The sequence below is a fragment of the Pararhodobacter sp. genome (assembly GCF_034676545.1).
Taxonomy (GTDB): Bacteria; Pseudomonadota; Alphaproteobacteria; order Rhodobacterales; family Rhodobacteraceae; genus Pararhodobacter.
The window spans coordinates 1,018,633-1,032,664 of the sequence record NZ_JAUCBZ010000015.1 but is presented as its reverse complement, the minus strand read 5'-3'; the positions used below and the strand labels follow the sequence as shown (position 1 = coordinate 1,032,664).

General features: G+C 63.8%; 11 protein-coding genes. 6 read left to right on the top strand and 5 right to left on the bottom strand.

The genetic code is table 11. The features are described 5' to 3' along the window. The 3 genes from VDQ28_RS08470 to VDQ28_RS08460 are packed head-to-tail and all read left to right on the top strand — an operon-like array spanning window position 1 to window position 4,390. A complete protein-coding gene (locus VDQ28_RS08470) occupies window positions 1-1,923 on the top strand; it encodes a dipeptide/oligopeptide/nickel ABC transporter permease/ATP-binding protein (protein ID WP_323035525.1) in 1,923 nt (640 codons plus the stop codon). After that, window positions 1,920-2,888 (top strand): ABC transporter ATP-binding protein, encoded by a 969-nt coding sequence (locus VDQ28_RS08465; RefSeq protein WP_323035524.1) that lies wholly within the window; start codon window positions 1,920-1,922, stop codon window positions 2,886-2,888. Before VDQ28_RS08470 ends, VDQ28_RS08465 begins: the two co-directional genes overlap by 4 nt. Further along, window positions 2,885-4,390, top strand: coding sequence for a carboxylesterase/lipase family protein (locus VDQ28_RS08460; protein ID WP_323035523.1), 1,506 nt, complete (start codon window positions 2,885-2,887; stop codon window positions 4,388-4,390). Before VDQ28_RS08465 ends, VDQ28_RS08460 begins: the two co-directional genes overlap by 4 nt. A 20-nt stretch (window positions 4,391-4,410) precedes the next feature. Here the strand turns inward: VDQ28_RS08460 and VDQ28_RS08455 are convergent, their stop codons facing one another. From VDQ28_RS08455 to VDQ28_RS08435, 5 genes are read right to left on the bottom strand one after another with little or no spacing between them, the layout of a single operon-like run. Continuing rightward, entirely contained in the window at window positions 4,411-5,838 is a 1,428-nt protein-coding gene (locus tag VDQ28_RS08455) for a mannitol dehydrogenase family protein (RefSeq protein ID WP_323035522.1), read from the bottom strand. Further along, window positions 5,835-7,019 (bottom strand): mannonate dehydratase, encoded by a 1,185-nt coding sequence (uxuA, locus tag VDQ28_RS08450; protein WP_323035521.1) that lies wholly within the window; start codon window positions 7,017-7,019, stop codon window positions 5,835-5,837. Before uxuA ends, VDQ28_RS08455 begins: the two co-directional genes overlap by 4 nt. Then, entirely contained in the window at window positions 7,016-8,425 is a 1,410-nt protein-coding gene (gene uxaC / locus VDQ28_RS08445; protein WP_323035520.1) for a glucuronate isomerase, read from the bottom strand. Before uxaC ends, uxuA begins: the two co-directional genes overlap by 4 nt. Window positions 8,426-8,430: 5 nt before the next feature. Continuing rightward, complete coding sequence (locus VDQ28_RS08440) at window positions 8,431-9,738, bottom strand: TRAP transporter large permease (protein ID WP_323035519.1); 1,308 nt, start codon at window positions 9,736-9,738, stop codon at window positions 8,431-8,433. A gap of 3 nt (window positions 9,739-9,741) precedes the next feature. Further along, window positions 9,742-10,272: a TRAP transporter small permease gene (locus VDQ28_RS08435; RefSeq protein ID WP_323035518.1), complete on the bottom strand. Its 531-nt coding sequence runs from the start codon at window positions 10,270-10,272 to the stop codon at window positions 9,742-9,744. A gap of 223 nt (window positions 10,273-10,495) precedes the next feature. On the opposite strand from VDQ28_RS08435, the gene VDQ28_RS08430 reads away from it, so the two are divergent. The 3 genes from VDQ28_RS08430 to VDQ28_RS08420 are packed head-to-tail and all read left to right on the top strand — an operon-like array spanning window position 10,496 to window position 14,031. Then, complete coding sequence (locus VDQ28_RS08430) at window positions 10,496-11,473, top strand: TRAP transporter substrate-binding protein (protein ID WP_323035517.1); 978 nt, start codon at window positions 10,496-10,498, stop codon at window positions 11,471-11,473. A gap of 27 nt (window positions 11,474-11,500) precedes the next feature. Beyond that, on the top strand, window positions 11,501-13,306 hold the full coding sequence (locus tag VDQ28_RS08425; RefSeq protein WP_323035516.1) for a glycoside hydrolase family 2 protein: 1,806 nt from the start codon (window positions 11,501-11,503) through the stop codon (window positions 13,304-13,306). Beyond that, a complete protein-coding gene (locus VDQ28_RS08420; protein WP_323035515.1) occupies window positions 13,303-14,031 on the top strand; it encodes an FCD domain-containing protein in 729 nt (242 codons plus the stop codon). Before VDQ28_RS08425 ends, VDQ28_RS08420 begins: the two co-directional genes overlap by 4 nt. Window position 14,032 lies beyond the last annotated feature (1 nt).

The following is a 14,032-nucleotide window of genomic DNA, read 5'->3' as shown; positions in this document are numbered from 1 at the left end:
ATGACCATGCGCGACCTTACCTCGACCCCACGCAAAATTCCCGGACTTGCGTTGCTGCGCAGTCTCGCCCGACGACCCTTGGCGGCCGTATCGCTGATCGTGCTCATCCTCATTTTCGGCGCGTCGATCTTGGCCCCCGTGCTGGCCCCCTTTCCACCGAATGAAGCCGATTTCCTTGCGGCACTGGAGCCCCCCTCCCGGCTGCATCTGCTTGGCACCGATGCCTTGGGACGCGATATCCTCAGCCGCCTGCTCTATTCCGGCATTGCCTTGTTGGGCTTTGTGGGCATCGCCTCGGTGGTCGCGGCATTCGTCGGCATCCCCTCGGGGTTGATCGCGGGTCTGCGCGGCGGGCAATTGGATGCCGTGATCGGCCGCATCTCGGATCTTGTGCAGGCCGTGCCCGGCATCATGGTGTTCCTGACCGTTCTGGCGGTCTTTCAGCAAAACATGAACGCCGCGATGGTGGCACTGGGCGTGCTGGCCGCGCCGGGCCTGATGCGCGTGGTCCGCGCCGCGACCCTTGGCGTGCGCAACGAGACCTATGTCACCGCCGCGCGGGTGTCCGGCCTGACCGACCTGCAAATCGCCCTGCGCCATGTCCTGCCGCGTATCATGGGGCCGGTGGCCGTCAACCTGTCCATTCTTGCCGCGACGGCGCTTTTGGCGACGACGGGTCTGAACTTCATCGGCCTGGGCGTGCGCCCGCCCGATCCGACCTGGGGCAGTATGGTGGCCGAGGCCGCGTCGGTCATGTCCGAGAGCTTTCATATGCTGATGTCCACCGGCTCGGTTCTGGTGGTCACGGTTCTGGCCTTCGTGCTGCTTGGGGATGCCCTGCGCGATCATTCGGCCGAGGCATGGGGCGGCGTGTCGGCAGATCACAAATCGAACGCCCCGTTGCCAGCGCCAAAGACTGCCTCCGCAGCGCCCGTGACAGAGGTCTTGATCGACGTGCGGAACATGACCATCGGCAGCCCCTCGCCCACCGCCGAGGCGGGCTGGATGCGCCTGGTCGATGACGTCTCGTTTTCCATCCGCCCGGGGGAATGCGTGGGCCTCGTCGGTGAATCCGGCTGCGGCAAGAGCTTGACGGGTTTGGGCCTGCTTGGCTTGTTGCCCGCCAACTTGCGGCAAATGGACGGGAGCATCTGGTATGAAGGCCGCGATCTGTCCCAGGTCAGCGCCTCAGAGCGCGCCGGGCTGCGTGGCAACAGCATTGCCTTTATCAGTCAGGAACCGATGGTCGCGCTGGACCCACTGTTTTCCGTTGGCAGCCAACTGACCGAACTGATTGGCGTCCATGAGCCCGATTTGTCGCGTGCGGCGCGCAGGGGTCGTGCGTTGGATCTGCTCAAGAAGGTTCAGATCCGCAACGCCGAAGAGGTCCTGTCGCGCTATCCCGGCCAGCTTTCAGGTGGTATGGCGCAGCGTGTGTGCATCGCCCTGGCGCTGTCAGGGCGGCCAAGGCTGATCGTCGCGGATGAGCCGACAACCGCACTTGATGTGACGGTTCAGGCCGAGATCGTGCGGCTGTTGAAAGACCTGCAACAGGACACCGGGCTGGCGCTATTGCTGATCACGCATGACTGGTCCGTGGTCAGTGCCATCTGTGACCGCGCGGTTGTGATGTATGCAGGCCAGATCGTCGAGGCCGCCCCGACCGCAGATCTGATCGCCCATCCACGCCATCCCTATGCCCAAGGCCTGCTGGCCTCGAACCCGCATCTGACCGAGCCGGGCCAGCCTATTCCCGCGATTGCGGGCACGGTCCCGCCCCCGTCCGAATGGCCCCGGCATTGCCGGTTTGCCGCCCGCTGCGCCCAAGTGCACGAGGCTTGCAAGATCGGCCCTGTTGCCCTGCGGCCCTGCGGGGCGCACCACCACGCGCGCTGTGTCCTCATTGCGGAGACAACGACATGACGAACGCCCCGCTGCTGAAAATCGAAAACCTCCGCGTGGTCTATGGCAGCCGCGCCGGTCAGGGGTTCGTGGCGGTCAACACCGTCAATCTGGAAATCGGCGCGGGCGAAGCCTTTGGCGTCGTGGGCGAGAGTGGATCCGGCAAGTCCACCATTGGCCGCGCCATCTTGGGGCTGGAGCCGCATTACACCGGCCGCATCCTGTTTGACGGGCGTGATCTGGCAGCGCTGAGCGCGCGCGAACGACGCAAATTGACCTCGGAGATTCAGGTCGTGTTCCAGGACCCGAACGGGTCGCTGAACCCCGCGCGCACCATCGGTCAGACGCTGGCGGAACCCTTGTTGGTGCACGGCAAGACCAAGGCCGAGGCCGTGCAGCGCATCAAGGAAGTTCTGGCGCAGGTCGGCCTGCCGCTGGAGGCCGCGCAGCGCTATCCGCGCGCCTTTTCCGGCGGGCAGCGTCAACGGATCGCGATTGCACGCGCCCTGACCCTGAAACCGCGCCTGATTGTCTGCGACGAACCGGTGAGCGCGCTCGATCTGTCCATTCAGGCGCAGATCCTGAACCTGCTTGCCAAAATCCGGCGCGAAACGGGTGTGGCCTTCTTGTTCATCAGCCATGACCTTGCGGTGGTGCGCCATGTGGCCAGCCGCTTGATGGTGCTCTATCGCGGCACGGTGCTGGAAGCGGGCGAGACCGAAACGATCTACGCCAACCCGCAACATCCCTACACGCGCCGCCTGCTGGCCGCGATGCCGGCGCCCGGTGTCGCCATGCCCGCGCTGGAGCCTGAACCGGGTGGCGGCACGCTTGCGCCCAACCCGAAGGGTTGCGTCTACCAGCATCGTTGCAAGGATGCCTTTGCCCCCTGTGCCACGGTGATCCCGGACCTCAGGCAATCGCGCCCCGGCAGCATCTGCGCCTGTCACCTTCATGCCCCAACCCGCCAGGAGGCCCTGCCATGACCGATACGCCAATCGCAACAACCACCTCGGGCCGGGTTTCGGGCGACCGCAGCGGCGGCGTCCTGCGGTTTCGCGGCATCCCGTTTTCCGGGCGGATTGACGGCGCGAACCGCATCCGGCCCGCCACTTGGCCCGAACGTTGGGAGGGCGTGCGCCCGGCCATGACCAACGCCGCGCCAGTGCCGCAAAACCCGCCCACCTATGACGAAAAGGGCGTCGCCTATCACGCCTATCTGAACGGCCCCCGCGACACCGTTCCCGTCAGCGAGGCGGGGCTGACGTTGAACCTGTGGACCCCGTCCCTCGATCCGCAAGCCAAACGTCCGATCATGGTCTATATCCACGGCGGCGGGTTCGAGCTTGGCAGCCCGTCATCCAAGCGCACCGATGGATCAGCGCTGGCGCGAAACGGCGATGTCGTGGTGATGTCGGCGGCGCACAGACTTGGCGCGCCGGGATATCTGTATCTCGATGCACTGACGGATGGCGCGGTGAAAACCGCCAACCTTGGCCTGATGGATTTGGTTCATCTGCTGTATTGGATTGCCGAGAATGCAACTGCTTTCGGCGGGGACCCGGACCGGGTCACGTTGTTCGGGGAATCGGGTGGTGGCATCAAGATCGCCACGCTGGCAATGATGCCCGCGGCGCGTGGCCTGTTTCAGCGCGGCATCTGTCAGGCCGGTGTCTTTGGCCCGGATGCGGCAGAGGGGGGCGGCAGCGGCTTCATGACGCCCGAAGCCGCGACCGAGCGCAGCCGGCTTTTGCTGGATGCCCTTGGTGTTGCCCCAACGCCCGAGGCCATCGGCGCTCTGGATTGGCAGACCATCACCCAGACCAGCGCACGCCTCGCCAAACCGTTGGGCGAGGGTCCGATCTTCTGGCGCCCGGTTCTGGATGACGACACGATCTCGGCCGCCGCTGTCGCCGATCCTGCAAAGGCGCTGGAAGTTGCTCTGCTGATCGGAACCACGACGTTCGAGGGGGATTTCTTTGAACACACCTACAAGAGTGCGGCGACGCTGGACCGTCTGGTGCAACGCTTTGGGGCGCGCGGCGATGCCATGGCCGCGCAGTACAAGGCGCGCTTCAAGCCCCGTGCCGAGGCGGAAACGCAGGCGACCGGCGATATGATGTTTCGCTGGCCAAGTCTGGCGCTGGCCGATCACCGCGCCCGCGCGGGGCGTGCCACATGGCTCTATCAATTCGACTGGCAGCGCAGCGATCCGCCGTTCCGCCCGACCCATGGGTCGGAAGGGCCGTTCATTTTCGGGACCTGCGATGCCTGCGGTTTCTGCATCGGTGCCGAAGACGAGGCGCAGGTCACGAAACTGGTGCAAGAGATCTGGGTGTCTTTTGCGCGCGACGGCGTTCCAGCCGACGCCGCAACCGGGGCTTGGGCGCGCCATACTGCCGGCTCGAATCTCGCGCATGTCCTTCGCCGTGAGGCAACCACAGACCCCGATTATTTTCAGGCGCTCCGATCCTGCTGGAGCGCGTAATCAGGGTCTGCGGGCATGGCTCACGGTCGGTTCGCGGTGTCCACGGCAGCGTGCAGCACCGCGGCCACGCCGTCTTGCGCCAGGGTGCGCAGATAGCCCGTTACCGCCGCCTGCCATGCCGCATTCGCCCAAAGGGCGGCGGCGACCGGGCCAAGGATCGCGCCGACATTGGACACCAAACGGGACGGATCGCCCTTGGCGTCGGCCACCGCGCGGCGCAGGCCCTCGGCCAATGGATCATCCAGGGCCAGTGGCTGCCCCTGCGCGTCGGTTCCCTGCACGAACCGCAGCCAGACCGCCGTCGCAAGCGCGCAGCTCTCGAACGACTGGCCTTTCGCGATGAGATCCAATGCCGGGGCAAAGAGGCGTTGCGGCAACTTCTGGCTGCCGTCCATAGCGATCTGCTTGCAACGATGGGCAATCGCCGGGTTGGCAAAACGCGCCAAAAGGTCGTCGATATAGCCGTCGATCTCGAAACCCGGCACCGGCGCAAGGCTGTGGGCGGCGCTGGCCATGTGCCAACGGATCACCGCCGCCAATCGCGCATCGGCCATGACGTCGCGCACCATGTCCAGGCCAAGCAAGGCACCCGAATAGGCCAGCAGCGAATGCGCGCCATTCAAGAGCCGCAGTTTCATATCCTCGAACGGCCGGACATCCGCGACCAGCAGCGCGCCTGCCTTTTCCCACGCCGGACGCGGCCCGGCAAAGGCGTCTTCGATCACCCATTGCCGGAACGGCTCGGTCTCGATCGCGGCCGGGTCGCCGTTCGCCAAGGCCAGCGTTTCGGCCTGCGCGGCGGGGGTGATGCGGTCCACCATCGAGCACGGGAAGGTGCAGGTGCGCGCGATCCAGTCGCGCAGGTCAGGGTCGGTTTCCCCGGCCAACTCCAGCACCAGGGCGCGCAGCAGATGACCGTTGTCCGAGATGTTGTCGCATGACAGGATCGACAGCCCGGCAAGCCCTGCGGCGCGGCGCTTGGACAGGCCAAGGCACAACAGCCCCACAAGGCTTTGCGGGGCCGCACCCGGGTTTGCCAGATCCTGCACGACGCAAGGATTCTCGCGGTCCAGCCGCTTGGCACCGATATGCGCGCCATAGCCTTTTTCCGTGACCGTGATGGTCACCACATGGATCGACGGATCGGCCATGCGCGCCGCGACGGCATCCGTGTTCACCGGCAACGCATGTGCGCGCCGGATCACCGTTATCTCTTGCAGGCGGGGGCCGTCGGGGTGGCGTTCGATCAGCGTATAGCGCCCGCCGCGGGCATTCAGCACCTCGGCAAGCGCCGGGTTGCGCATGGAGACCGCCTCGATGCCCCAATCGCCGCCTGCCGCCGCAATGGCGTCTTGCGTGAAGGCCGCCTGATGGGCGCGGTGGAACGCCCCGAGACCCAGATGCAGGATCCCGCTGCGCAGGTCGGCGGGCAATGGCGAGGGGGTCATGCGCCGTGCTCCAGGGCCATCATGGCGCCGCGCAGCTCTGCCAGACCTTTCAGGCGACCGATGGCGGAATAGCCGGGTGCTGCCTTGCGGTTGCGGTCGTCAAGGATTTCCTGCCCGTGATCGGGGCGCATCGGGATCGAGGCATCGGCGCGGCCCGCTTGCCGGCGGCGACGCTCCTCGGCCAAGGCGGCCTTGATGACCGCGATCATGTCAGTGGACCCGGCGAGGTGTTCGTCTTCATGGAACGACCCCGGAATGGTCTCGTCCTCGCGGCGCACGTTGCGCAGATGCAGGAAATGCACCTTGTCGCCCAGACGCTCCATCATGCCGGGCAGATCGTTGTCGCCGCGCGTGCCAAGGCTGCCAACGCACAGGGTGATCCCGTTCGCAGGGCTTGGGACGACATTCACCAGCCAGGTGTAATCCGCCTCGGTCGACATGATGCGCGGCAGGCCAAAGAGCGGCCATGGTGGATCATCCGGGTGACAGCACAGGCGCATGTCGAGCCGTTCCGCATGGGGCACCACGGTGCGCAGAAAGCCCGCCAGATGGTCGCGCAAGGTGGCATCGTCAATGTCGGCATAGGTCTCGAGGCGCTGCCGAAAACTGTCGAGGGTCCAATGCTCCACCGCGCCGGGCAGACCCGCCAGAATGGTGGCCGTCAGATGCTCGCGGTCTGCATCACTCAACCCGGCGGCGCGCTCGGCGGCGGCAGAAAGCACCGTGTTGGTGTAATCAGAGGTCGCATTGGGTCGGCAAAGGATATGGGCGTCAAACACCGCGAAATCGACCAGATCAAAGCGCAGCGCCCGCGCGCCCGACGCCATCGGCGCGGCCAGATCGGTGCGCGTCCAGTCGAGAACCGGCATGAAGTTGTAACAGATCACCTCGAGCCCCTCGGCGGCGAGGTTCTCCAGCGAGGTGATCCAGTTGGCGATATGGGCCTTTGCCTCGGGCGCGCCGGTGCGGATGGCTTCGCTGATCGGCAGGCTCTCGACCACGTCCCAGGTCAGGCCACCGGCCTCGATCAGCGCCTTGCGCTCGGCAATGGCGGCGCGCGACCAGACCGCGCCGGGGGTTACGTCATAGAGGGCCGTCACAATGCCCGACGCACCGGCTTGGCGCACATCCGCCAATGTTACCTTGTCGTCCGGGCCGAACCAACGCCATGTCTGCTTCATTTGCCTGCCTCTCCAAGCTTGTAGGTCTGTTTTGCCAAGCCGGTCGCCAGCATCGGCGCCAGCGCGAAAGCTTCGCTTTCGTCCAGGCGGTGGCTTGTCACCAACTCGGCAAGAAACGCGCAATCGCTGCGGCGGGCCACATCATGCCGCGCCGGGATCGAACACAGCGCGCGGGTATCGTCGTTGAAGCCCGCAGTGTTATAGAATCCGGCGGTTTCGGTCGCCATTTCGCGGAACCGGCGCATCCCCTCGAAACTGTCGTGGAACCACCACGGCGGCCCCAGCTTCAGCGACGGATAAACCCCGGCCAGCGGTGCCAATTCGCGGGCATAGGTCGCTTCGTCCAGCGTGAACAGCAAGAGCGTCAGGCGCGGGTCCATGCCGACCGCATTCAGCAAGGGGCGCAGTTCCTCGACGAAACCCGTCCGGCGGGGAATGTCGAACCCCTTGTCGCGACCGTAGGCGTGGAAAACGCCATGGTTGTGGTTGCGCAAGGAACCGGCGTGCAACTGCATGACCAGGCCATCCTCGCAGGACATGCGCGCGAATTCGGTGAGCATTTGCGCCCGGAACTGCTCGGCGTCCTCGGCAGAGGCCTTGCCCGCGCGGACGCGGTCAAACAGCGCCTTCGCCTCGGCCGCGCCAAGATCGGCGGTGCGTGCGGTGGGGTGGCCATGATCGGTGGCCGTCGCGCCATGGGCGATGAAAAACGCGCGCCGCGCGCGATGGGCCTCAAGATAGCCGGCCCAGGTGCCCGTGTCGCAGCCGGTCAGGTTGCCAAACTGATCGAGGTTGCGGACAAACCCCTCGAACTCGGGGTCGGTCACCGCGTCGGGGCGATAGGTGGGCACCACGCGCCCGGTCCAATCACTCTCGCGCGCCATCTTGTGCCAGCCAAGATCATCAAGCGCGCTGTCGGTGGTGGCGATCACCTCGATGCCGAAGCGATCATACAGCGCGCGCGGCCGGGTGTGCGGCTGCGTCAGTTGCGCGTTGATCGCGTCGAAGGTCTCGTCGCAGGTATCCGGCGACAACCGCGCCCCGATCCCGAAGGTCTCGGATAAGGCGTGATCAACCCAGAGCCGCGACGGCGTGCCCTGAAACAGGTGGTAATGCGCGGCAAATGTGCGCCAGATTTTCCGGCGGTCAGGCTCGGCCCCGGCACCGATGCCCAAGGCCTCGAAGGGCACACCCTGGCTGACCAACATGCGCACGACGTAGTGATCGGGGATCACGAACAGCTCGGACGCATCGGCAAAGGCCGGGTTCTCGCCCCACCAACGCGGGTCCGTATGGCCGTGCGGTGAGACGATGGGCAAGGATTTGACGGTGTCGAACAGGGCGCGGGCAACAGCGCGCGTGCCGGGCTCCGCCGGAAACAGACGGTCGGGATGAAGCAAGGACATGGTTCTTATCCTCCGTAACCAAGGATGGTGCGCGGCAGGTAGAGAGACAGCTCGGGAATCAGCGTCACGACGGCCAGAACCACCACAAAGGCACCGTAAAACGGGAGAATCGGCCGCAGAATGCTCCAGACCGGCACCCCGGCGATCGAGGCCCCCACGAACAGCGCGGTGCCAACCGGCGGCGTGCAGATGCCGATGCACAGGTTCATGGTCATCATCACCCCGAAATGCACCGGGTCCATCCCCATTTCCTGCGCAACCGGCAAGAAGATCGGCGTAAAGATCAACAGAGCGGGCGTCAGGTCCATGAAGGTCCCGATCAGCAGCAACGACAGGTTGATGAACAGCAGCACCATCAGCGGGTTTTCGGAAACGGTTTCAAGTGCTTGCTGGATCATCCACGGCATATCAGCAAAGGTCATGGTCCAGCTCATCGCCGAACTGATACCGACCAGAAGCATGACGATACCGGTCGTGATCGACGTCTCCAGAATGACCTTGCCAAGGTCGGCGACCTTCATCTCACGATAGACGACCAGCGCAAGAAACAGGGCATAGATCACGCCGATGCCAGCCGCCTCGGTGGCCGTGACGATGCCGGAAATGATGCCGCCCATGATGATCACCACCAACCCGAGGGGCAAAAGGGCATCGGCGAAGGCAAAGCCGAACTCGCGCAGGGACGGCAGCCCCTCGCCGCGCAAACCGGCGCGCGACGCGATGAACCCGGCGACGACCATCAGCGTGAGGCCCAAAAGGATGCCCGGAATGTAGCCCGCCAGAAACAGCGCCGCGACCGAGGTTCCGCCCGAAATCAGCGAGTAGATGATGAAGGTGCCGGATGGCGGGATCAAAAGCCCCGTGGTGCACGAAACCACGTTAACGGCCGCACCGAATCGCATGTCGTAGCCCGCGCGCCGCATCTCTGGTGCCATGACGCCCCCGACGGCCGCCGCCGAGGCCACTGCCGAGCCAGAAACCGACCCGAACAGCATGTTGGCCAGGATATTCGTGTGCGCCAAAGAGCCGGGAAACGGCCGACCGGCCATTTTGGCCAGATTGATCAAGCGCCGGGCGATCCCGCCCGTGGACATGATGTTGCCCGCCAGAATGAAGAACGGCAGCGCCAGCAGGGTGAAGCTGTCATAGCCCACAACCACCTTTTGCGCGAAAATGAACAACGCCTGCTCGAGCGAGAACATGGTGATCAGGGTCGCAATCGTCGCGAGACCCATGGCGAAGCTGATCGGCAGACCAATGGCCATCAGGACAAAGAAGCTGGCGAACAAGATGACGAGGGGTAGAATATCCATGGCTCAATTACCCTTAACGAGGTCGTCGGTGTGATCAGTTACAAGGGGGTCGTTGGGGCCGCGCGCGTCGGGGCCCAGCGCGGTCCGCAGGATGTCGCCGCAATAGATCAGCATGAGGATCGACGCGATCGGCACCGCCAGATAAATATAGCCCATCTTCAATCGCAGCGTCGGCGTCACCTGGCCTGATGCCAGCGTTTCACTGGCCAGAAACCAGCCGCCAGCCAGAAAAGCCAACGCGAACACGATAATCAGGACGGTCAGAAGCACCGAAATCGCACGCTTGACCGGCCCGACTTCGAGACTCGCAAACAGGTCAATGGCGAGGTGGCGACGCCCGCCCAGAACATAGGCCGCCGCCAGAAGGGCGAACCACATCAAGGTGAAGCGGGCGATCTCTTCGGTGACAGTACTTGGCGCATTCAGCAGGTAGCGCGACGACACCTGCCAAGTAACACAAATCACCAGCACACTCACACAGATTACAAGCGCCGCACGCAGCACGGCATCCGACAGTTTCGCGATTCTTTCCATAATGAGCCTCCACCCAGATGCATTTGGTTAACCGGTTGGGCCGTTTTGGTCAATCAAAATGACAGAAATCCAAAGATTTTTGCGAAAGCCCCGATTTTAGGCGGGTTTTAGCGCCAATTCTTAAATTTTGGTTGACCAGTTTGCGCCAGATCCTTACTGAATCGGTGAGCCGCTTCATCCGACTCGGTCGAATCGCGGTCGTATATCAAGGAGGAGAGACCCCATGAATTTTTCGCGCTCAATCACCGGAGCCGCCGTTGCCGTGGCGCTGGCGACCATTCCCGCCGCTGCTGAAACCCTGCGCCTGAGCCATACCCTGCCGGAAGAAACCGTCACCGGCCGCCTGTTCAACTCGTTTGCCGAGCGTGTGAACGAATTGACCGACGGCGACCTGCGCATTCGTGTGTTCCACGGCGGCCAGCTTGGCGCCCAGCGCGAAACGATGGAACTGGTCGCCCAAGGCGCACTGGACATTGCGAAAACCAACGCTGCCGAGATGGAAGCCTTCGACCCGATCTATTCGATCTTCAACCTCCCCTATATCTTCAGCTCGGTCGAGCACATGTCGCGCGTCTTGCAGGGCGAGGTGGGCGACGCCGTATTGGCGTCCGAGGGTGCTCCCGGCATGGTCGGCCTTGGCCTGATCTACGAGGGTTGCCGCTCGTTCTACACCGTCGAACCTGCCGCGTCGCTGGCGGACCTCGCCGGTCTGCGCATCCGCGTGCAGCCAAGCCCCTCGGCAATTCGCATGATCGAGTTGATGGGCGCACAGCCGACGCCGATCGCCTTCCCCGAGCTTTACTCGGCCCTGCAGCAGGGTGTCGTTGACGGTGCCGAAAACAACGTCGTCGCCCTGACCGCCATTCGCCACGGCGAAGTGGCGCGATACTACATGCGCAACGAACATTCGTGCATTCCCGCAGTTTACGCGATTTCCGCCGATACCTGGGAAGGCCTGAGCGAAGAAAACCGGGCCGCTTTGCGCACCGCCGCAAGCGAGACGCTGGCGCTGTCCTTCGTGATGCAGGTCGAGGACGAAGACGTGCAGTCGCGGATTTTCACCGAAGACATGGGCGGCACGATCGTTGATGTCGACAAGGCCCCGTTCCAGGCCGCTGTGGCCCCGATGATCGACGAGGCCATTGCTCAAGGCGGTCAGGCCGCCGAGCTGATCCGCCAGATTCAGGCTCTTGCCGATTAATCTGTACTGAAAACAGGAGTGCGCGCGATGACCGCCAAAGAACATGACCCCATCGGGGACGGCCACGAGATCCTTCACAACGAGGATTATGACGCCCCGTTCCGGTCCAAGATCATTGGCCATGACGGCTGGTTGTTCACGGGCGGTCGCCCCGCGCATTCCCTCAACGGAGATTGGGCCTTCACGACCGATCTTCACTTCAACGGCCTGCGGTCGCGCTGGTTCGAAATGCAACCCATTGACCCAAAAGACCGCGTGTTTCCCTACGACTGGGACCCGTTCAATTCCGAGACCACACCGGTTCCGTCCACCTGGCAAACCGTCGATGAACGCCACTACCTGTTCGAAGGGGCCGCGTGGTATGTCCGCACCATCAACCGCGCGGATCTTTCCACCGGCGCGCGGCACTTTCTGCGCATCGGCGCGGCCGCCTATGAATGCAAGGTGTTCGTGAACGGCACATATCTGGGCCGCCACCAAGGAGCCTCGACCCCCTTTTTCGTGGAACTGACCGAGCACCTGCGCGACGGAGAGAACTATCTGTTCCTGTGCGTGGACAACTTGCGCACACTGGACCGCGTGCCGATGCGGCACACCGATTGGTTCAACTATGGCGGCCTCTATCGCGAGGTGGAGATTTTCGCGACGCCGCAAGATATCGTGCGTGATATGTTTGTGCATCTGGTGCCCGGCAGTGACTTTGGCAGAATCCGCGTCGAGGTCGAATGCGACGGTGCCTTGCACGAGGCGCAGTTCACCGTGCCGGAGCTTGGCATTGCCAGCACCATCCCCCTGTCCAAGGGGCGCGGCGCCCTCGAGATCGACGCCAGCCCTGCGCTGTGGTCGCCCGATAGCCCCAAGCTGTATGACGTTGCCCTGAGCTATGGCGACGACCGCGTTTCCGACCGCGTCGGTTTCCGCGAAATCCGCCGTGAAGGCACCGATATCCTGCTCAACGGTCAACCAATTTTCATGCGCGGCGTCGCGGTGCACGAGGACGACGAGCATGTCGGCAAAGTCTCCAGCAAGGCCGACCTTGCGCGCCGCTTTGCCCATGCCAAGGAAATGAACTGCAATTTCCTGCGGCTGGCCCATTATCCGCATCACGAAGATGCCGCGCGCATGGCTGACGAGCAGGGCCTGATGTTGTGGGAGGAACTGCCCGTCTACTGGGCAATTGATTTCACCAACCCCGCCACGCTGGCCGATGCGACCAACCAGTTGCACGAGGTGGTGCGTCGGGATCGCAACCGCGCGTCGGTGGTGATCTGGTCGGTCGGCAACGAAAACCCCGACAGCGACCCGCGCTTTGACTTCATGTCCAGCCTCGCGGCCTCGGCCCGGGCGATGGACCCGACGCGCCTGATCTCGGCGGCCTGTCTGGTGGACCTTCATCAGCTGAAAATCGCGGATCGCATGGCCTCGGTGATCGACGTGATCGGGATCAACGAGTACTTCGGGTGGTATTTTCCCAACTACGAAGATCTGGTCGCGATTGGCAAGAACTCGCACCCGGATCGCCCGGTGATCATCACCGAGATGGGCGCCGATGCGGTGATCCCGTCGATGGGCGGCCCCGAAACCGGGCGTTTTTCCGAAGCGTTCATGGGCGATGTGTATCGCAAGCAGATCGAGATCCTGCGCAAACTGGACTACATCAAAGGCATCTCGCCTTGGGTGCTTTATGATTTCCGGGCCGAACGCCGGCAAAATACCTGGCAAAAGGGCTGGAACCGCAAGGGGCTTATCGCGCAAGATAAGGCGACCAAGAAAGTCGCGTTTGGCATCATGCAAGATTTCTACGCGGAGTTGATGAACACAGGAAACCCATGAGTAACCGGAAGTATCTTTCCGTCGCAGACACGCTGCGCGACATGCTGATCGACAAGCGTTGGGCCTATGGCGAGCGATTGCCCGCAGAACGGGCCCTTGCCGACGAACTCGGCGTGCCGCGCGCCACCGTGCGCGAGGCCATCATCGTGCTGGAGGTCGAAGGCTTGCTGGAAGTGCGCCATGCTTCGGGGATCTATGTGTGCGACGCCGCGCCGTCGCCGCGCGTGGTGCTGCCGGACGATCTGAGCCCGTTCGAGTTGCTGCGCGCGCGGCAGGTTCTGGAAAGCTCCATTGCCGCCGCCGCTGCCCTGAGCGTCACCGATGACCAGATCCAGCAGATGCGGGCGGCGCTGGAGCAGGAAGAGCGAGACATCGCCGAGCGGCGCGGGTCTTACGAAGGCGACGCGCGGTTTCACCATATCCTTGCGGAAGCGACACAAAATCAGGCGCTTGTCGCCGCGATGGAGCAGCTCTGGTCGCTGCGCCAGAATTCGCAACTCTGGAGTCGCCTGCACACCCGAATCTTTGATGATGGCTACCGGCGGGCGTGGTCGGCAGACCACTATGAAATCCTTGCCGCGATCGAAGCCCGCGACCCCGATAGCGCGCGCGCGGCCATGTGGCGTCATCTTGGCAATGTTTCGCGCACGTTGATGATCCTGACCGATCTTGAGGACGTGATTTCGCCCCCTTACAAACGCGGCGTGACCGCTCGGATACAGTAAC